Annotated in this window: 18 protein-coding genes; 12 read left to right on the top strand and 6 right to left on the bottom strand. The window is 69.3% G+C overall.

Annotation, left to right across the window (positions count from 1 at the left end):
• The first annotated feature begins 110 nt into the window (after positions 1 to 110).
• The 9 genes from VGC56_RS04615 to VGC56_RS04575 all read left to right on the top strand — a co-directional run bounded on the left by VGC56_RS04615 (position 111) and on the right by VGC56_RS04575 (position 12,418).
• Entirely contained in the window at positions 111 to 1,349 is a 1,239-nt protein-coding gene (locus VGC56_RS04615; protein ID WP_464123533.1) for an aspartate kinase, read from the top strand.
• A gap of 101 nt (positions 1,350 to 1,450) precedes the next feature.
• Positions 1,451 to 2,443 carry an NAD(P)H-dependent flavin oxidoreductase gene (locus VGC56_RS04610; protein ID WP_464123554.1) on the top strand — a complete coding sequence of 331 codons (993 nt, stop codon included), beginning with the start codon at positions 1,451 to 1,453 and terminating at the stop codon, positions 2,441 to 2,443.
• 17 nt (positions 2,444 to 2,460) lie between these two features.
• Complete coding sequence (locus tag VGC56_RS04605) at positions 2,461 to 4,287, top strand: DUF885 domain-containing protein (RefSeq protein ID WP_464123532.1); 1,827 nt, start codon at positions 2,461 to 2,463, stop codon at positions 4,285 to 4,287.
• A gap of 89 nt (positions 4,288 to 4,376) precedes the next feature.
• Positions 4,377 to 6,353 carry a hybrid sensor histidine kinase/response regulator gene (locus VGC56_RS04600; RefSeq protein WP_464123531.1) on the top strand — a complete coding sequence of 659 codons (1,977 nt, stop codon included), beginning with the start codon at positions 4,377 to 4,379 and terminating at the stop codon, positions 6,351 to 6,353.
• A gap of 328 nt (positions 6,354 to 6,681) precedes the next feature.
• A complete protein-coding gene (locus VGC56_RS04595) occupies positions 6,682 to 6,909 on the top strand; it encodes a hypothetical protein (protein WP_464123530.1) in 228 nt (75 codons plus the stop codon).
• A 485-nt stretch (positions 6,910 to 7,394) separates the two neighbouring features.
• Positions 7,395 to 8,162: a helix-turn-helix domain-containing protein gene (locus VGC56_RS04590; RefSeq protein WP_464123529.1), complete on the top strand. Its 768-nt coding sequence runs from the start codon at positions 7,395 to 7,397 to the stop codon at positions 8,160 to 8,162.
• 32 nt (positions 8,163 to 8,194) lie between these two features.
• Complete coding sequence (gene ptsP, locus VGC56_RS04585) at positions 8,195 to 10,471, top strand: phosphoenolpyruvate--protein phosphotransferase (protein WP_464123528.1); 2,277 nt, start codon at positions 8,195 to 8,197, stop codon at positions 10,469 to 10,471.
• 90 nt (positions 10,472 to 10,561) lie between these two features.
• Entirely contained in the window at positions 10,562 to 11,413 is an 852-nt protein-coding gene (locus tag VGC56_RS04580) for a helix-turn-helix domain-containing protein (protein ID WP_464123527.1), read from the top strand.
• A 69-nt stretch (positions 11,414 to 11,482) separates the two neighbouring features.
• Positions 11,483 to 12,418 (top strand): tetratricopeptide repeat protein, encoded by a 936-nt coding sequence (locus VGC56_RS04575; RefSeq protein WP_464123526.1) that lies wholly within the window; start codon positions 11,483 to 11,485, stop codon positions 12,416 to 12,418.
• A 7-nt stretch (positions 12,419 to 12,425) separates the two neighbouring features.
• Here the strand turns inward: VGC56_RS04575 and VGC56_RS04570 are convergent, their stop codons facing one another.
• The gene (locus VGC56_RS04570; protein WP_464123525.1) at positions 12,426 to 12,584 is read right to left on the bottom strand and encodes a hypothetical protein; all 159 of its coding nucleotides are present in this window, start codon (positions 12,582 to 12,584) and stop codon (positions 12,426 to 12,428) included.
• A 174-nt stretch (positions 12,585 to 12,758) separates the two neighbouring features.
• On the opposite strand from VGC56_RS04570, the gene tilS reads away from it, so the two are divergent.
• Positions 12,759 to 13,724, top strand: a complete 966-nt coding sequence (tilS, locus tag VGC56_RS04565; RefSeq protein WP_464123524.1) for a tRNA lysidine(34) synthetase TilS — start codon at positions 12,759 to 12,761, stop codon at positions 13,722 to 13,724.
• Here tilS and VGC56_RS04560 read toward each other — a convergent pair.
• The gene (locus VGC56_RS04560; RefSeq protein ID WP_464123523.1) at positions 13,721 to 13,960 is read right to left on the bottom strand and encodes a type II toxin-antitoxin system HicB family antitoxin; all 240 of its coding nucleotides are present in this window, start codon (positions 13,958 to 13,960) and stop codon (positions 13,721 to 13,723) included. The two genes, tilS and VGC56_RS04560, sit on opposite strands and share 4 nt — an antisense overlap.
• Before the next feature lie 259 nt (positions 13,961 to 14,219).
• Here VGC56_RS04560 and VGC56_RS04555 point away from each other — a divergent pair, with 259 nt between their 5' ends.
• On the top strand, positions 14,220 to 15,977 hold the full coding sequence (locus VGC56_RS04555) for a DUF885 domain-containing protein (protein ID WP_464123522.1): 1,758 nt from the start codon (positions 14,220 to 14,222) through the stop codon (positions 15,975 to 15,977).
• Positions 15,974 to 16,708 (top strand): GDSL-type esterase/lipase family protein, encoded by a 735-nt coding sequence (locus VGC56_RS04550; RefSeq protein ID WP_464123521.1) that lies wholly within the window; start codon positions 15,974 to 15,976, stop codon positions 16,706 to 16,708. The genes VGC56_RS04555 and VGC56_RS04550 overlap by 4 nt, the downstream gene beginning before the upstream one ends.
• Before the next feature lie 9 nt (positions 16,709 to 16,717).
• Here VGC56_RS04550 and VGC56_RS04545 read toward each other — a convergent pair whose 3' ends face one another.
• Genes VGC56_RS04545 through VGC56_RS04530 form a run of 4 tightly spaced genes read right to left on the bottom strand, consistent with a single transcriptional unit; the run spans position 16,718 to position 18,714 of the window.
• The gene (locus VGC56_RS04545) at positions 16,718 to 17,128 is read right to left on the bottom strand and encodes a hypothetical protein (RefSeq protein ID WP_464123520.1); all 411 of its coding nucleotides are present in this window, start codon (positions 17,126 to 17,128) and stop codon (positions 16,718 to 16,720) included.
• A gap of 52 nt (positions 17,129 to 17,180) precedes the next feature.
• Positions 17,181 to 17,660, bottom strand: a complete 480-nt coding sequence (locus VGC56_RS04540; protein ID WP_464123519.1) for a hypothetical protein — start codon at positions 17,658 to 17,660, stop codon at positions 17,181 to 17,183.
• Positions 17,661 to 17,665: 5 nt separating this feature from the next.
• A complete protein-coding gene (locus tag VGC56_RS04535) occupies positions 17,666 to 18,229 on the bottom strand; it encodes a demethoxyubiquinone hydroxylase family protein (RefSeq protein ID WP_464123553.1) in 564 nt (187 codons plus the stop codon).
• Entirely contained in the window at positions 18,226 to 18,714 is a 489-nt protein-coding gene (locus VGC56_RS04530) for a disulfide bond formation protein B (protein WP_464123518.1), read from the bottom strand. The genes VGC56_RS04535 and VGC56_RS04530 overlap by 4 nt, the downstream gene beginning before the upstream one ends.
• Positions 18,715 to 18,718: the final 4 nt, after the last annotated feature.

The following is an 18,718-nucleotide window of genomic DNA, read 5'->3' as shown; positions in this document are numbered from 1 at the left end:
CAGCAAGGCCCCTCCACCACCCTTCGGGCGGTCCCCCTCCCCATCAGCTGCGCCGACAGGGAGGACGAGGGCGGTTGCGCCAACCTCACCAGCCGCTAAAGCCGCCGGCAATGGCGCGGATCGTGATGAAGTTCGGCGGGACCTCGATGGCCGGGATCGAGCGCATCCGCCATGTCGCCTCGCTAGTGAAGCGCGAGGTCGAGGCGGGGAACCAGGCGGCGGTGGTCGTCTCCGCCATGGCCGGGGAGACCGACCGGCTGATCCAGTTCTGCCGCGAGGCCTCGTCGCTCTACGATCCGCGCGAATATGATGTGGTGGTGGCGTCGGGCGAGCAGGTGACGAGCGGGCTGCTGGCGATCACGCTCCAGGGCATGGGGCTCAACGCCCGCTCCTACATGGGCTGGCAGCTGCCGATCCGCACCTCCGGCCACGCCACCGGCTTGATAGAGGGCATCGACGCGCAGGTCCTGGAGCGGGTGTTCGACGAAGGGGGCATCGCCGTCATCCCCGGCTTCCAGGGCGTCACCGAGCATGGCGACGTGACGACGTTGGGCCGCGGCGGCTCCGACACGTCGGCGGTGGCGCTGGCGGCGGCGGTGAAGGCCGACCGCTGCGACATCTACACCGATGTCGACGGCGTCTACACGACCGACCCGCGCATCGTGCCGCGGGCGCGCAAGCTTCCCGCCGTGACCTATGAAGAGATGCTCGAACTCGCCAGCGTCGGCGCCAAGGTGCTGCAGACCCGCTCGGTCGGGCTGGCGATGCGCGAGAAGGTGCCGATCCGCGTCCTCTCCTCGTTCGAGGACCGGCCGGGGACCTGGGTGGTCGGCGACGACAGGATTGGGGACTTCGACATGGAACGCCAGCTCATCACCGGCATCGCCTACGACAAGAACGAGGCGCGCGTGACGCTGACCGCGGTGCCGCACAAGGCGGCGTCGGTGGCGGCGGTGTTCGCGCCCTTGGCCGACGCCGGGATCAATGTCGACATGATCGTCCAGTCGGTGCCGCGCGAGGGGCAGGAGAGCGACCTCACCTTCACCGTGCCGACCGCCGCTTTGCCCCAGAGCCGCGCGATTTTGGAAGAGCGGCAGGGGGCGATCGGGTTCGCCGAGCTGCTGAGCGACGTCAACGTGGTGAAGGTCAGCGCGGTCGGCGTCGGCATGCGGTCGAACGCCGGCATCGCCGCGCAGATGTTCGAGGCGCTGGCCGGGCGCGGCATCCAAATCCTCGCCATCAGCACGTCGGAGATCAAGGTCTCGGTGCTGATCCCGGAGGAATATACCGAGCTTGCGGTACGGGTGCTGCACACCGCCTACGGGCTCGACGCGGAGGAGGCCGAATGAGCCGCAACGACATCGATCGGAACGTGGGTGGAAGCGGCGCTCCCGCGGCCCAAGCGCCGGGGAACGCCGCGTCCGAAGGCCATGACCGCCTGCGCCGGCTGATGAAGCGGGGGACCGATTTCCTCGGCTGCGAGGTCGCCGTGCTCGGCGGGGCGATGAGCTGGATTTCGGAGCGGCACCTGGTCTCGGCGCTGTCGAACGGGGGGGCGTTCGGGGTGATCGCTTGCGGGGCGATGAATCCGGAGCTGCTCGACACCGAAATTGCCGAGACGAAGAAGCGCACCGAGCGCCCGTTCGGCGTCAACCTCATCACCATGCACCCGCAGCTTTCCGACCTGATCGACGTCTGCACCCGCCACCGCATCGGCCATGTCGTCCTCGCTGGCGGACTGCCACCGCCCGGATCCATCGACCGGATCAAGGGCAGCGGCGCCAAGCTCATCTGCTTCGCCCCTGCGCTCGCTCTGGCCAAGAAATTGGTCCGCTCCGGCGTCGATGCTCTGGTCATCGAGGGCATGGAGGCGGGCGGGCATATCGGCCCGGTCTCGACCTCGGTGCTCGCCCAGGAAATCCTCCCGCCGCTCGCCGCCGACATTCCGATCTTCGTCGCCGGGGGGATCGGCCATGGCGGGCTCATCGCCGGCTATCTCGAGATGGGCGCGGCGGGCGTGCAGCTCGGCACGCGCTTCGTCTGCGCGAGCGAATGCATCGCCCATGCCAACTTCAAGAAGGCGTTCATCCGCGCCTCGGCCCGCGACGCCATCACCAGCGTCCAGATCGACCCGCGGCTGCCGGTGATCCCGGTCCGCGCCTTGAAGAACAAGGAGATGGAGAGCTTCGCGGCCAAGCAGCGCGAGGTCGCGCAATTGCTGGACGAGGAGAAGGTCGAGATGGCCGAGGCCCAGCTCCAGATCGAGCATTATTGGGCGGGCGCCCTGCGGCGGGCGGTGATCGAGGGCGATGTCGAGAGCGGTTCGGTGATGGCCGGCCAGTCGGTCGGCATGGTGAAGGAAGAGGCGCCCGTCGCCCGCATCCTCGAGCAATTGATGGACGAAGCCGCCCACGCCCTGGAGCGGCGCTCGGTGCACGCCTGAACGGGAGCGAGAAACGAATGGACATGCTGGACCGCCGCCTTTTCCTGCTGACCGGCGCCGCCGGGGGCGCCTGCCTCGCCATGCCGGGATGGGCGGGCGCGCAGCCCGCCGGCCGTTCGCCGGAGCTGGCGCGGCTGTTCGATCAGTTGTTCCAGGAGCAGCTGCGGCTGCGGCCGGAATCGGCGACGCAGCTGGGGCTCGACAAGGGGGCGAATGCGAATCTGCGGGCGAGGCTCACCGACGAAAGCCCGGCGGGGCGGGCGGCGGCGAAGGCGCAGACGCAGGATCAGCTCAAGCGGCTGCTGGCGATCGATCCGAAGACGCTGTCGCCGGCGGAGCGGGTGGATTGGGAGACGGTCGTCTATACCCGCCGCGCGTCCGCCGAGGTGCAGAAGTTCGACTTCGGCGGCTTCGGCTACGGCCCCTCCCCTTACGTGGTGAGCCAGCTGACCGGCGCCTACCAGTCGGTGCCGGACTTCCTCGACACCAAGCACCCGATCGAGACCCGCGCCGACGCGGAGGCGTTCCTGGCGCGGCTGTCGGCGTTCGGCGACCAGCTCGACGCCGAGACCGCGCAGATGCGGCACGATGCCGGCGTCGGCGTCATCCCGCCGGACTTCATCCTCGACACCGCGCTCGACCAGATGGCGAAAACGCGGGTGCCGGCGGCGGAGGCGACTCCGGTCCGGTCGATCGTCCGCCGCGCCGCCGCCAAGGGGCTCGGCGACAGCTACGGGCGCGATGCCGCGCGGCTGTGGGACGGGAAGATTCTCCCCGCGCTCGACCGGCAGATCGCGCTGGCGCGGTCGCTGCGCGCGAAGGCGGTGCACGATGCCGGCATCTGGCGCTTCCGCGAGGGGGCGGCCTTCTACGAGACGGCGCTCCACAACACGACCACCACCCGCCTCAGCCCCGCCGAGGTCCACAAATTCGGCCTCGACCAGGCGCGCGCGATCTCGGCGCGGCTCGACACCTTGCTGAAGGCGCAGGGGATGAGCCGCGGCACGATCGGCGAGCGCATGGCGGCGCTCTACAAGGACCCGCGCCAGCTCTACCCCAACACCGACGAGGGCAAGGCACAGGCGATCGCTTATTGCAACGCGCGCCTGGCGGCGATCCGCCTGCGCCTGCCGACCATGTTCAGCCGGCTCCCGACCTATCAGTTCGAAGTGCGGCGGGTGCCGGTTCAGACCGAGGCGGGCGCCGCCTCCGCCTTCTCGCAGGCGCCGGCGATCGACGGCTCGCGCCCCGGCCTTGTCTATTTCAATCTCCACGACAGCGCGGAGTGGCCGAAATTCTGCCTCGCCACGACCGTCTATCACGAAGGCCTGCCGGGCCATCAGTTTGAAGGCGGACTGGCGCTTTCGAACAAGGGGCTGCCGATGATCCGCAAGGCGGGCGGCTTCTCCGGCTATGGCGAAGGCTGGGCGCTCTACGCCGAGCAGCTCGCCGACGAGATGGGGATGTACGACGACGATCCGCTCGGGCGGCTCGGCTATCTGAAGTTCCAGCTGTTCCGCGCCAATCGGTGCGTCGTCGACACCGGCATCCACCATCTGCGGTGGAGCCGCGAGCAGGCGATCCGCTATTTCGTCGAGCAGGAGGGCGAGGCGCCCGGCTTCGCAACGCGGGAGGTCGAGCGCTATTGCTCCACGCCCGGCCAGGCGTGCAGCTACAAGCTCGGCCACTCGGTGTTCGTGCGGCTGCGCGACAAGGCGAAGGCGGCGCTCGGGCCCCATTTCGAGATCAAGGCGTTCCATGACGCGGTGCTGGGCATCGGCCGCGTCCCGCTCGACATCCTCGAAGCCGAGGGCGATCGCTGGATTGCGGCGCAGCGGACTTAGCGACATCGCCTAAATACGGTAAGCGGCGGAACCGGTAACGGCCGGGGCCGTTACGATCGGGTCGCTCCTCCTCCCGGGGAGGATGGAGCATGGGCGGGCAAGGGCAGATTTTGGCAATCGACAGGACAGACGATTCGCGCTTTCGGCTGCTCATCGACGCGGTCACCGATTACGCGATCTACATGCTCGACAGCACCGGCCGGGTGATCAGCTGGAACCCCGGCGCCCAGAAGTTCAAGGGCTATACCGAGGAGGAAATCCTCGGCGAGCATTTCTCCCGCTTCTACACCGAGGAGGATCTCGCGACCGACCTCCCCACCCGCGCGCTGCGCGCCGCGGCGGAAGAAGGGCGGTTCGAGGCCGAAGGCTGGCGGGTCCGCAAGGACGGCCGGCGCTTCTGGGCCCATGTCGTCATCGATCCGATCCGGACGGCGTCGGGCGAGCTGATCGGCTACGCCAAGATAACCCGCGACTTGACCGAGCGCCGCGCCGCCGAGCGCGCGCTGCGGGAGAGCGAGGAGCGTTTCCGGCTGCTGGTCGAGAGCGTCGCCGACTATGCCATCTACATGCTCGACCCGAGCGGCATCGTGTCGAGCTGGAACCTCGGCGCCCAGCGCTTCAAGGGCTACGATACCGAGGAGATTGTCGGTCAGCATTTCTCCCGTTTCTACACCCCTGAGGACAAGGCGACCGAGCTGCCGAAGCGCGCGCTGGCGACGGCGGAGCGTGAGGGCAAGTTCGAGGCGGAAGGCTGGCGGGTCCGCAAGGACGGCACCCGCTTCTGGGCCCATGTCGTCATCGATTCGATCCGCGACGACCACGGCCGGCTGCTCGGCTTCGCCAAGATCACCCGCGACCTGACCGAGCGGCGCGAGGCGCAGCGAGCGCTGGAGCAGGCGCGCGAAGCCTTCTTCCAGGCGCAGAAGATCGAGGCGGTCGGCCAGCTCACCGGCGGCGTCGCCCACGATTTCAACAATTTGCTGATGGCGATCCTGGGCAGCCTCGAGCTGGTCAGGAAGCGGGTGCCCGAGGATCCACGCGTTACCCGGCTGATCGACAACGCCTATCAGGCGGCGCAGCGGGGCGCCTCGCTGACCCAGCGCATGCTCGCCTTCGCCCGGCGGCAGGAGCTGAAGCTGGCGCCGGTCGACGTGCCCAATCTGGTACGCGGCATGGCCGACCTCCTCGACCGCTCGCTCGGGCCAACGGTCATTATCGACACGCGCTTCCCGCTGTCGATCAGCCCCGTCATGGCCGACGAGAACCAGCTCGAGCTCGCCATCCTCAACCTTTCGATGAACGCGCGCGACGCGATGGGCGACGGCGGCCACATCCTCATCTCCGCGCAGGAAGCGGCGATCGGCGACGATGATCCGGCGGGGCTGCCCCCCGGCCGTTACGTCGTCGTCTCCGTCAAGGACGACGGCCAGGGGATGGACGACAGGACCAGATCGCGCGCCACCGAGCCTTTCTTCACCACCAAGGGCGTCGGCAAGGGCACCGGCCTCGGCCTGTCGATGGTGGAAGGCCTGACCGCCCAATCCGGCGGCAAGCTCACCATCGAAAGCCAGGAGGGCGAAGGCACCAATATCCGCCTCTGGTTCCCCGCCGCGACCGTGAACCGGGAAGCGCAGCGCACCTTCCGCCGCGCCCCGGCCGAAGCGGAGGCGGAGGAGGCGCGGCCGATCGCGATCCTGACGGTCGACGACGACGCGCTGGTGCTTTTGAACACCGCGGCGATGCTCGAAGATCTGGGGCACGTCGTCCATCAGGCCGCGTCGGGCGCCGAGGCGCTCGCTTTGGTCGACAAGCACGACATCGACCTGCTCCTCACCGACTTCGCGATGCCGCAGATGAACGGGGTGGAGCTCGCCGAGGCGGTACGGGCGCGGCGCCCGGACCTTCCGGTTCTCCTCGCCACCGGCTTCGCCGAGCTTGGCGAGGGCGCATCGCCGCACATGCCCCGGCTGGCCAAGCCCTTCACCCAGGCCGAACTCGCCCGCGCCATCGCCCATGCGGTCGATCCCGAGCAATCGGGCCGCGTCGTCGCCCTCCGCGCGAGCTGAGCCGCCCAAAAAGCTCCCGTTCATTTAGCTTGCCAGCGCGCGCTAGGGCGGCTGCCCCATTCCGAAACAGCGGGATAATCTTCGTTGTGCACTCAGACTGGCGTGCTACTCGGCGGATCGCGAGAGCATGTAGCGCATGTGCGTCTCCATCGACGCCCGGCAGCCGGGGAATTAACCTGCCGGGCGTCACTCTTCTCGTTACTTTGGCATTTAAATAACTAGGCCGCGCTCGTCCCGATTGTGGACGGCGAAAACAGGCCACTTGGCGCGCTGCCGAAACTGAGCTTTTTCGATGCATGCCTTCACGGCGCATCAGGAGAAAGACACCATGCGTACTCTCAGCAACATCGAACTCACCGCCGTCAGCGGCGGCTGCTGCTACACGCCCCCGCCCCCGCCGTGCAGCTGCGACTGCGACACGGGTCACGGCAAAGCGAAGAAGGGCAATAACGGCTTCGGCAATGGTGCCGACGCGAACACCGCGGCTCCTGGAAATTCCGGGAAGACGGGTGGCGGCAAGGAAGGTAGCGTCGGCGATTCGCGCGGACCGCGCTAAGCCTGTCTTTCACGTACGGCGAACGCCGCTGGTCGAAAGGCCGGCGGCGTTTTGGCGCTCTAGGTGCGCCATCACGCCGTCTCCTTCCCGTACTAAAATTCTTGTGCCGCGTAGTCGGGCGCGGGGACAGAAAAAGGCGATGCCGCCGGCGCTCCCCTCGCCGACGGCACCTCCCCACCGCTCTCTACCCTGTGAGAGCGCCCTTAGCTCGTGATCAGCGCCGGAGCGCCGGAGAGGAATTGCGCCGCGAGCAGGATCGCGGTGACGAGGGCGAGGCCGGTCATGCCGGTTGCAACGCGCAGGCTGTGCATGGTCCTTCCCCCTTTCCCGATCCGGTTGCATCGAATTCCTTGTCCCTGTTGTGCGCCCGCCGGCGTGTCCGCTCCACGGGAAGGTGCGGCAAATGTCCGCCGCCACGGGCCGCGGCGCGGTTTCGTCGATGCTGAGAGTTGACGGAATGTACGGTTTTGTGCGCACATGCGGGAATGTCGGGGGATCTTCAGAGCGAACACAGCCAGGCCGTCGCGCTTCGCATCCGCGAGGAGCTGGCGCGGCGGCGCCTCTCGCGCCAGTGGCTGGCCGACGAGGCGCGAATCAGCCTGTCCACCCTCGAGAAGGCGCTGTCGGGCCGCCGCCCCTTCACGCTCGCGACGGTGGTGCGGATGGAATCGGCGCTCGGCATCGATTTGAGGACCAACGGCGGCGCCGCGCCGGCTGCCCCGGAACCGTCCGGCCGCGGCATCTTCGCGCCGGAAGAGATGGGCGCCTATGCCCGCCCGGCCGTCGGCTGGCTCGAAGGCGAATATCTCACCCTTCGCCCCTCGTTCAGCGAGCCGGGCGCGATCTATTCCTATCGCACCCAGATCGCCTGGGACGAGGAGAAGGGGCACCTGAGCTTCAGCGAGACCAAGCGGCTCGACAGCGATTTCGAGCAGCAGGGCTTCGTCTCGTTCCCGCATCTGTCAGGCCAGATCTATCTGGTGACGAGCAGCGCCGGCCAGTACCGCGTCGCGATTCTCAACCGCCCCTCGGGCGGCGGCGCGCTCAACGGGGTGCTCACCACGCTCGTCGCCGGTTTGGGCGCGCAGCTCATCCCGGCCGCCGCGCCGATCGCGCTGATCCCGTCGAGCCGCCAGGCCGATCCGGAGCACGGCCTCGTCCGCCCCGGCAGCCGCTGCTACGACGAGTATCGCGCCTGCGTGCACCGGATCGGCGAACGCGGCTACGTCCTGTTTCCCGGCCAGGACCTGTAGAGGCGGCTAAAGCTTTCTGTTAGCGGGTGGGGATGCCGACCCCTTCCGCCTCGTCCGCCCGCGAAATCCTGACGGGCCTCCACGAGGTGATGGCGTCGCGGCTCGGCGCCCAAGCCAAGCTCAACAAGGTCGTGAAGATCATCGCCGAGGCGATGGCGAGCGAAGTCTGCTCGATCTATTTGCTGCGCGACGGGCTGCTCGAGCTTTACGCGACCCTCGGCCTCAACCAGAGCGCGGTGCACGTCACCAAGCTGGCGCTCGGCGAGGGCCTCGTCGGCACGATCGCCAAGGAGGCGGCGGTGCTCAACCTTGCCGAGGCGACCAGTCATCCCGAATTCGCCTACCGCCCCGAGACCGGCGAGGAGCTGTTCCACAGCTTCGCCGGCGTGCCGATCGTGCGGCGCGAGCGGGCGATCGGCGTGCTCTGCGTCCAGCATGCCGATCCGCGGGCCTACGACACGCTGGAGATCGAGGCGCTGCAGACGGTGGCGATGGTGCTCTCGGAGCTGATCGCCAATGCCGGCCTTGCCGACAAGGCGAGCAGCGCCACGGCCGAGGCGCGCGAGCAGGGCTCGGCGCGGCTGCAGGGCCTGCGGCTGGTCACCGGCATGGCCTGCGGCATCGCGGTCTACCACCAGCCGCGCATCCTCATCGAGCATACTGTCGCCGACGACACCGAAGCCGAGCGCGCGCGCGTCTATTCCGCCTTCCGGAAGATGCGCGAGCAGATCGACAGCATGACCAACATGGCCGAGTTCGGGACGGCCGGCGAGCATCACGAGGTGCTCGAGACGTACAAGATGTTCGCCTATGACGAGGGCTGGTCGCGGCGGATCAACGAGGCGATCGATTCCGGCCTCACTGCGGAAGCCGCGATCGAGCGGGTGCGTCAGCGCATGCAGGCGCGGATGCGTGAGATCGACGATTCGCTGCTGCGCGACCGCATGCACGACCTCGACGACCTGTCGAACCGGCTGCTGCGGATCGTCTCGGGCCGCCTCGGCACCGCGGCGCAGATGGGGCTGCAGGAGGATGCGATCCTCATCGCTCGGAACCTCGGACCGGCCGAACTGCTCGAATATGACCGGCGGCGCCTGAAGGGCGTAATCCTCGAGGAAGGGTCACTCACCGCCCATGTCACCATCGTCGCGCGGGCGATGGGCGTGCCGATGCTGGGCCGGGTGCGCGACGTCCGCCAGGTGATCGGCGAGGGCGACGAAGTGCTGCTCGACGGCAGCGACGCGGTCGCCTTCGTGCGGCCGACCCAGGCGATCGAGGATGCGTTCGAGGCCAAGCTCGTCATCACCCGCAAGCGCCGCGCCCAGCTGGCGGAGCTGCGCGACCTGCCGCCGGTGACGAAGGACGGCACCCGCATCGCGGTGATGATGAATGCCGGGCTCCGCGACGACGTCGCCGCGCTGGAGATGACCGGTGCCGACGGGATCGGGCTGTTCAGGACCGAATTCCAGTTCCTCGTCTCCGCCGCCCTCCCCCGCCGCGAGAGCCAGCAGCGGCTGTACAAGGCTGTCCTCGACGCGGCGGGCGACAAGCCGGTCACCTTCCGCACCGTCGACGTCGGCGGCGACAAGGCCCTGTCCTACATGGACACGAGCGACGGAGAGCTGGAGGAAAACCCGGCGATGGGCTGGCGGGCGCTGCGCATCGCGCTGGACCGCGACGCGCTGATGAAGGTCCAGGCCCGCGCCCTCCTCGAAGCCGCCGCCGGGCGCGAGCTCGAGATCATGTTCCCGATGGTGTCGGAGCCGTGGGAGTTCGACGCCGCCCGCGACATCGTCGAGAAGGTCCGCATGTTCCTCCTCGAGCGCAAGAAGCCGCTGCCGACCAAGGTCCGCTACGGCGCGATGCTGGAGGTGCCGGCGCTGGCCGAAGTGCTCGACATGCTGCTGCCGAAGATCGACTTCCTGTCCATCGGCACCAACGATCTGACCCAGTTCCTGTTCGCCGCCGACCGCGCCAATCCCAAGCTCGCCGAGCGCTACGACTGGCTGTCGCCGGCGATCCTCCGCTTCCTGCGCCGCGTCGTCCGCCAGAGCCAGGAGGCGGGCGTGCGGGTCGGCATTTGCGGCGAGATGGGCGGCCGGACTTTGGAGGCGATGGCGCTGATCGGCATCGGCCTCGACCGCTTCTCGATTACGCCGGTGGCGGTCGGCTCGATTAAGGCGATGATCCGCTCGCTCGACCGCTCGGCGGTAATCCCGGCGGTGGAAGCTATGCTCGACGAGCCCTGCGCCAGCATCCGCCCGGCGCTGACCCGCTGGGCCGAGGAGAACGGGGTTGCGATAGGCTGAGGCGCCAGCGTGGCGCGTTCGGTTGACAGGGGCGCACCGGACACGCGACATGACCTTGGGCGACATGTTCAAAGAGGCCGGGACAATTTGATGGCGGATTTGCTTTCCGAGCAGGCGTACGGGAACCCGGTGGGCGAGCGGCTGCGCGTCGCCCGCGAGGAAAAGGGGCTGAGCCTCGACGACGTCGCCCGCCAGACCCGCATCCCGATCCGCCACCTCGAGCATATCGAGCGGGGCGAGTGGGACGCCCTCCCCGCCATCACCTACAGCGTCGGCTTTGCCCGCTCCTATGCGACCGCCGTCGGCCTCGACGGCCCCGCCGTCGGCGCCGAGCTTCGCGAGCAGCTGAGCGGCGCGCGCAGCACCGCAGCGGGACCGGCCGCTTATTACGAGCCCGCCGACCCGGCACGGGTGCCGCCCCGCTCGATCGCCATCGTCGCCGCCATCCTCGCGGTGCTGCTGATCGCCGGCTATCTGTTCTGGCGGCACGAGGCGGTCGGCAACGCGCCCGACGAAGGGCAGATCGCCGACCGCACGACGCCAGCCGACGCGCCCCAGAACCCGGCGCCGCAGCCCAAGGCCGCGCCGGCCGGGCAGCCTGCTCAGCCCGCCGCCGCGCCCACAGGCCCGGTGGTGCTCGCCGCGACCCAGGACGTGTGGATGCGGGTGACCGACGGCAACAACCCTAAGGCGCTGTTCCAGGGCACGCTCAAGGCCGGCCAGACCTATGCGGTGCCTCCGGCCGCGCAGGCGCCGACCGTCCGCACCGGGCGCGCCGACGCCGTCACCGTCGCGATCGGCGGCAAGCCGGCGGGGCCGCTCGGGCCCCCGAACAAGACTTTGTCGGTTAGCCTGCGCGCTGCCGACATCGCCTCGCGCGGCCAGGGAGGCGCCGCGCCTGCGCCGAACGGACCCGCAGCCGCGCCCGCCGGGGGCCGCTGAGGCGAAAAGCCTCTTCAGTTCAGCGCCTTGCCGATCTAGTCTCCGCCCGGGAGTTTAGCGGGGAGAGTTATGCGTATTCAGCTTGTGGCGGCCCTGATGGCTGCGAGCATCGCCGTGCCGGTGGCGGCCCAGCGCCAGGAAACGCCGGAGAAGCGGCTCGACCGGATCGAGCAGCAGCTTCATGCCGTCCAGCGCAAGGTCTTCCCCGGCGGTGCGCCGCAGGAGATGACGCCCGAGGTGACGCCAGGAGCACCGGTCGTGGCGCCGACGGGAGTCCCTGCCACCGCGCCGATGGCCGACATCACCGCCCGCATCGACGCGCTGGAGACGCAATTGCGCCAGCTCACCGGCCAGTCCGAGGAAAACGGCCACCGGCTCGCCCTCGCCGAAGACGCGCTGAAGCAGATGCGGGAATCGACGGCCTCCCGCCTCGCCGCCCTCGAGCAGGCCCAGACGAGCCAGCAGCAGGCCGCCGCGACGCCCGCCCCGGCGGCGGTGGAGCCTCCGCCCGCCGCCAAGCCCACCAGGCGCGCCGCGGCCTCGCCGGTGAAGAAGAGTGCCGCCTCGCTGGGGGACCCGGAATGGGTGTCGGCGCAGGACGCTACACCCGCCGGCGCGGGCAGTGCGGAAGCCGCCTACAATGAGGGCTTCCACCTCTGGGAGCAGAAGAAATATCCCGAGGCGATCGGCAAGCTCCAGGCGGTGACCCGCGCCTACCCGCAGGACCGCTTCGCCAGCTGGGCGGGCAATCTCGTCGGCCGCGCCTATCTCGACGACGGCAACCCGTCCGCCGCCGCCAAGGCCTTGCTCGCCAATTACGAGGCGAACCCCAAAGGCGAGCGCGCCGCGGACAGCCTGTTCTTCCTCGGCCAGGCGCTGGTCGCGCTCAAGAAGCCCGGCGACGCTTGCAAGGCCTATGACGAGCTGAAGGACGTCTACGGCGCCGGCATGCGCGACTGGCTGAAACAGCGCCTCCCCGCCGCGCGCTCCGAGGCGAAGTGCTGAGCGGGAACTAACCCCCGTCCTTCTCCGCAGCGATGCGGTCGGCGCGTATGTCATATTCCTGCGCCATCTGGAGCAGGGTCCGCTCGACATCCTTGGCGGCGACGCGGGCGGCGAGCCAGCGGCATTTCTCGGCCTGCGTTCGCAGGAATTCGACATCTTCCGGCATTGCATATCGGCCCCGCCTTTCCCTCTCAGGCGGCCGCTCCCTTGTTCCGAAGTGCAAAAGGGCGGAGACGCCCGACGTTGCCACCGTTTCCCACCCGTAGCGGTAAGCCGTTCCACTGCCGCCGATAAGGCGAGCCGGTTTCGTGACCGTCGCTTCTCCTCTAGGCTGGAAGCCATGACCCGCCTCCGTCCCGATCCAGCGCTGCTGGAGCGCTTCACGCGCGATCTCGCCGCGCTGGGCGCGGTCGAGGGGCCACTGGCGGTGGCGGTGTCCGGCGGACCTGACAGCCTCGCGTTGCTGCTGCTCGCGGCGGCGGGGCCGATGCGCGTGCTCGCGGCGACGGTCGATCATCAGCTGCGCGCGGAAAGCCCCGCCGAGGCTGCGTTCGTGGCGGGAGTCTGCCGTGCGCTGGGCGTCCCCCACGCAACCCTGACCGTCGCCGTGACGAGGGACGGCGACGGGCTGCAGGCCGCGGCGCGGCAGGCGCGCTATGCGGCGCTTGCGCCATGGATGGACCGGCAGGGCGCGACGGCGCTCCTCACCGCCCACCATGCCGACGATCAGGCCGAGACGCTGCTGATGCGCCTGCAGCGCGGCTCAGGCGTGGGCGGACTGGCCGGCGTGCGAGCGCGAGGGGGCCTGCCGGGAAGCGGAGGGCGGCTCACTGTCCTGCGGCCGCTGCTCGGATGGCGGAGAGCCCAGCTGGCCGCCATCGTCGCGGCGGCGGGGCTGGAGGCGGTGGACGATCCGAGCAATTCCGACTGCGATTTCGACCGCGTACGCATGCGGGCGCACATTGCCGGCGCCCCGTGGCTCGACATTCCAGCCCTCGCCCGCAGCGCCGCCGCTCTCGCCGAGGCCGAGGACGCGCTCGAGGCGACGGCGTCTGCGCTGTTCACCGAGCGGGCGCGGCTGGATGGCACGCTTTGCTTCGACCCGACCGGGCTGCCCCCTGAGTTGCAGCGTCGCCTCACCCTGCGCTGCCTACGTTCGCTTGTGCCGACTGCGGCGCCACGTGGGGAGCAGCTCACGGCGCTCCTCACGGCTTTGACGAAGGGTGAGGTCATGACGCTCGCGGCGGTCAAATGCAGCGGCGGAGATAGGTGGCGGTTCGAACTGGCGCCGCCGCGCAAATCCTAAGCCGCGGCGGAGAATTTCTCGGTACAGACCGTGGGCGCGCCGCAAATGTCGGAGGGCTTGGGCGGGCGCTCGCCGTGGTCGGCGAGATGCGCGAGCGCCATCTCCATGACGAAGGTGGCGCGGAACAGCGCATCCTCCTCGTCGTCGCCCTCGCAGACCGCCTGCGGCAGGTCCGGGAAAACGATGCGGACCTTGCCCTCGCGGGTCGGCACCATGCGCACGGGGTAGCTCAGCATGCGGCTGCGCCCGCGGTCACAATGCGGTCGGACACGTCGATCCCGCCGCCGCGGGCGTTGAAGACATAGACAGCCATGGCACTCCTTGCGTGTGCCAGAACCGCTAACCTGCATTAAGGTTGCGGAAGAAACGTCCGCGCAACAAGGGCTTGGCCGCGTCGCGTCCGGAGGCCGGGTCCGGGAAGGGCGGCCGCAGTTGCGCCGGCCCCTGTTGCGCAGCATGAAGGCGGGGCCGCGCTGAACGATTTCGGAGATACGAATGCGCCCTGCTCTTGCCGCCGTCGCCGCCCTCCTCCTCGCCGCCGCCGCCGCGCCGGCCGCCGCCGCGCCAGTGGACGATTTCCACCGGCTGATGGCCGACCATTATGCCTGGCTGCTCCGCGAGAGCCCGACCTACGCCACGTCGCTCGGCGTCCACGATTACGACACGCAGATCGAGGATCTGAGCCTCGCCGCCTCCGACCGCCGCGCCCGCGAGGCGGGGGCGCTCCTCGCTCGGCTCGACGCGATTCCCGAGGCCGGCCTCAGCGCCGAGGACCGGGTCAACCGCGCAATCCTGCGGCGCATGCTAGCCGAGGGGATCGAGGGTAACCGCTTCGGGCAGCGGATGATGCTGTTCACCACCTATGCCGGGTGGCACCAGAATTTCGCCGGGCTGGCCGAGAACCTGCCGTTCCGCGGGCGCGGCGATTATGAGAGCTACCTCGCCCGGCTCGAAGCCTATCCGAAGATGAACGACACCGCGCTCGACATCACGGGGCGGGCGGTGCGGGAGGGCTATGTCCTCCCCTGCTCCGTGCTCGGCAACACCGAGAAGAGCATTTCCGGCGTCATCGCGCAGGACCCGGCGCAGTCACGCTTCTACGAGCCCTTCACCCGCCCCCGCCCCGCCGACATGAGCGAGGCGGAGTGGGCGGCGATGCAGGCGCGGGCGCGGCGGATCGTCACGGACGTGCTGAACCCGGCTTATGCCAAGCACCTTGCCTTCTACCGCACGCAATATGCGCCGAAATGCACGAAGGTCGACAGCGTCTCGGCGCAGCCGGGCGGGCGGGACTATTACGCATATCGGGTGCGGGCGGAGACGACGACCAACCTGACGCCCGACGAGATCCACGCAATCGGCCTTCGGGAGGCGGCGCGCATCCGGGGCGAGATGGACCAGGTCGCCAAGGCGGCGGGCTTTGGGAGCCGCGAGGCGTTCATCCGCGACCTCCACAGCAACCCGAAATATTTCGTCACTACGCCCGAGGCGCTGCTCAAGGAGACGGCCTTCGTCAACAAGACGGTCGACGGGAAGATGCCGCACTTTTTCGGCCGCCTCCCCCGCCTCTCCTACGGCATCCGGGCGATCCCCGCCGAGACCGCCGAGGGGACGACGACCGCTTATTACAGCCAGGGCTCGCCGGCGAGCGGCATTGCCGGCACCTATTATGTCAACACCTCGAAGCTCAACCAGCGGCCGCTGTGGGAGATACCGGCGCTGAGCCTCCACGAGAGCGTGCCCGGCCACCACAACCAGATCGCGCTGCAGCAGGAGCTCGACCTCGCCCCCTTCCGCCGCAATTTCACCTCTTTCACAGCCTTTACCGAAGGCTGGGGCCTCTATGCCGAGAGCCTCGGCGAGGAGATGGGCCTCTACGACACGCCGGCGAAGAAGATGGGCCAGCTCTCCTACCAGGCGTGGCGGGCGGCGCGGCTGGTGGTCGACACCGGCATCCATTCGAAAGGCTGGACCAAGGCGCAGGCGGTGCAGTTCATGCGCGAGAATACCGCGCTCACCGACGCCAATATCGACGCGGAGGTGAACCGCTACATCAGCTGGCCCGGGCAGGCCTTGGGCTACAAGATCGGCGAGCTGAAGATCCGCGAGCTGCGCACGCGCGCGGAACGCGCGCTGGGGACGAAGTTCGACATCCGGCGCTTCCACGATGCGGTGCTCGCGCAGGGCTCGGTGCCGCTCGACGTGCTCGAGGCGCAGGTCGACGGCTGGATCGCCGCGGAGAAAGCGCGGTGACGCTCGACCGCCGCGCGCTGCTCGCCGGGGCGCTGGCCGCGCCGCTCGCCGCGGGTGCCGCCAGGGCCGATGTGTGGGAGGATTTGAACAAGCGCGGGCTCCTCACCGATCCGGCGGGCCTCGGGCGATACCGGGAGGAAAATGCGCGGCTTCTGGCGAGCCGGGCGCCGGTCGACATCGTCTTCATGGGCGATTCGATCACCGAGAGGTGGAAGGCGAAGCGGCCGGGCTTCTTCAGGTCCGGCCGGGTGTGCCGCGGGATCAGCGGCCAGACGACGCCGCAGATGCTGCTGCGGATGATGGCCGACGTCATCGCGCTGAAGCCCCACGCGGTCCACATCATGGCGGGGACAAACGACGTCGCCGGCAATACGGGGCCGATGACGGCGGAGATGAGCGAGGACAATTTCCGGGCGATGACCGCCATCGCGCGGCAGTACCGGATCCAGGTTCAGCTCGCGTCCATCCCGCCGGCGGGGAGCTTCCCGTGGCGCCCCGCTGTGGAGACGCGGCGTCCGATCGCAACGCTCAACGCCTGGCTGCGCGGCTTCGCCCACGAGACGGGCGCGACCTGGGTCGATTACGGCGCCGTGCTCGACGACGGCCGCGGCGCGATGAAGCCGGGCCTCGCGTATGACGGCGTTCACCCGACCGAAGCCGGCTACGACGCGATGGCGGCGGTCATAGAGCCGATCCTGGCCCGCCTGCCCCACGCCCGCCGACGCCGCTGAGCGCGCTTCCTACCGCCCCGGCTCCGAATTGTTGCGGGCGCGTTCGCCGCGGGCGGTGCGGACGAGTTCGGACCAGCAGCCGGTGAAGCCGCCGGGCCCGACCGTCGAGCAGCTCTGGATGCCGGTGCGGCCGACATATTCGAGGCTTTGGGCGCGCTCGGCCCAGCTAACGTTTTCGGGATTGTCGCTCGGCGTCTGGTCGCGGAGTTCGCGGGGGATGCGATAGCGCTCGGTCTCCGGCCGGCGGGCGCAGATGACGATCTCCTCGCCGGTGCTGGCGGTCGGGCAGCGGTCGTTGCCGTAGATGACGACGCGGGCGATGCGGCCGGTGCCGCCCTGGGCGGGCGCCGATGCGGGAGTAAGCGCGGCGGCCGCAGCGGCGGCACCGGCAAGGATCGAGAGGTTCAGCGCGGCTTTCATGTCCGCCTCCTTTGCTTTCACGAAAGAAGGTGCGGCCGCGGGCTTTGTTCCCTTATTTGGGCGGCGGACCGCCCTCCTCCTCCGCCCTGGCGGCGGCGTCGATCTTGCCGAGCCGCTCCTGCCGGGCCTGCTCGATCAGCCGGTTCCAGTTGACGTCGTCGGCGTGGGCGCGCTCGTCGCGGGCCTGGCGGACCATCTGGTTGAAGCAGCCGGTCCAGCCGCCGGGGCCGGTCGCGCTGCAACTGCCGATGCCGGAGCGGCCGGCATATTCGAGCGCGGTGGCCTGGTTGGCCCAGCTCTGGTTGTTGCGGTCGTTGGGGTCGTCGCGCAGCCGCTCGGGGATGCGGTAGCGCTCGCGCTCGGGCTTCCTCGCGCAGACGACGATCTCGTCGTCGCTGCCCTTGGGGCATGGATCGCTGCCGTAGACGACGAGCTGGTTGATCTTCTCCTCGCCGGACTTGGGGGCCGCCGCGGCGGGTGCGGCGAGAAAGGCGCCGGCGGCGAGCAGCACGGCGGCGAGAACGGTCTTCATGCGCGTCAGATCCTTTTCGAGAGCGCGATGGCGAGGCGGCAGCCGGCGCGGATCGCAGCCGACAGCAAGGGATAGCCCAAAGTATCCTCGGCGCCCGAGGCGATCGCGGTGTCGCGATGCTCGAGCTCCTCCGACTGGAAGCGGGAGATGGTGGCGGACAGGTCCGGCTCCTCGGCGCCGAGCCCGGTGACCTGGGCGCCGTAATGGCGGTCGATCTCGGTCTCGACGGCGGCGGTGCAGGCCATGGCCGCGCCGGGGCTCATCAAGGCGGTGGCGGCGCCGAGCGCGTGACCGGCGACCCGCCAGACGGGCTGGAGCAGGGTCGGCCGGACGCCGCGCTCCACCATCATCTCGTCGAAGGTGCGGAGATGCTGCGCCTCCTGCGCCTGCATGCGGGCGATGAGGCCGGAGGCAGGCTTGTGCGAGCCGAGCACGGCGAGTTGGCCGCAATAGATGCGAGTAGCGCCATATTCGCCGGCCTGATCGACCCGGATCATCGAGGCGATGTCCGGCCGCTCGTCGCCGGGCCGCCAGCGTGGGCCCTTCGCCGCAATCTCCGTTCCGGTCATGCCGCGCGCGTCCGCGGTTTCTTGAGGCTCAGCCATAGGATCAGGAGAGCCGACGCCGTCGAGACGAGGAAGTTCCAGCCGGCCATCGATATCCCGAACAGCGACCATTGCACGTCGTTGCAGCGGACGATCGGCGCGTCCATGACCTGGCGGAAGATCTCGTCCGCCGTGCCGTGCGCATCCGCGGAGCAGGCGGTGAAGCCGGTGAACACCTTCATCTCCACCCCGGCATGGTAGAAGCCGATGCCGCCCGAGACGAGGATGGCGAGCGCCGCCAGCCAGACGAAGCTGCGCCCGCGGTCCGGAAAGCTCCTCAGCGCGTAGGCGAGGATGGCGGCGACGAGCGCGGCGAAATGCGCATAACGCTGCCACCAGCACATCTCGCACGGGAACAGATGGCCGAAATATTGCGACCCGTAGGCGCCGGCGAGCAGCGCCGCCGGGACGGCGAGCGCCAGCGCCTTGGCGCGGTCGAGATCGGTCATCGCA

It is taken from the genome of Allosphingosinicella sp. (assembly GCF_036403745.1).
In the GTDB taxonomy this organism is placed as follows: Bacteria; Pseudomonadota; Alphaproteobacteria; order Sphingomonadales; family Sphingomonadaceae; genus Allosphingosinicella.
This window is presented reverse-complemented; position numbering and strand designations above follow the sequence as displayed.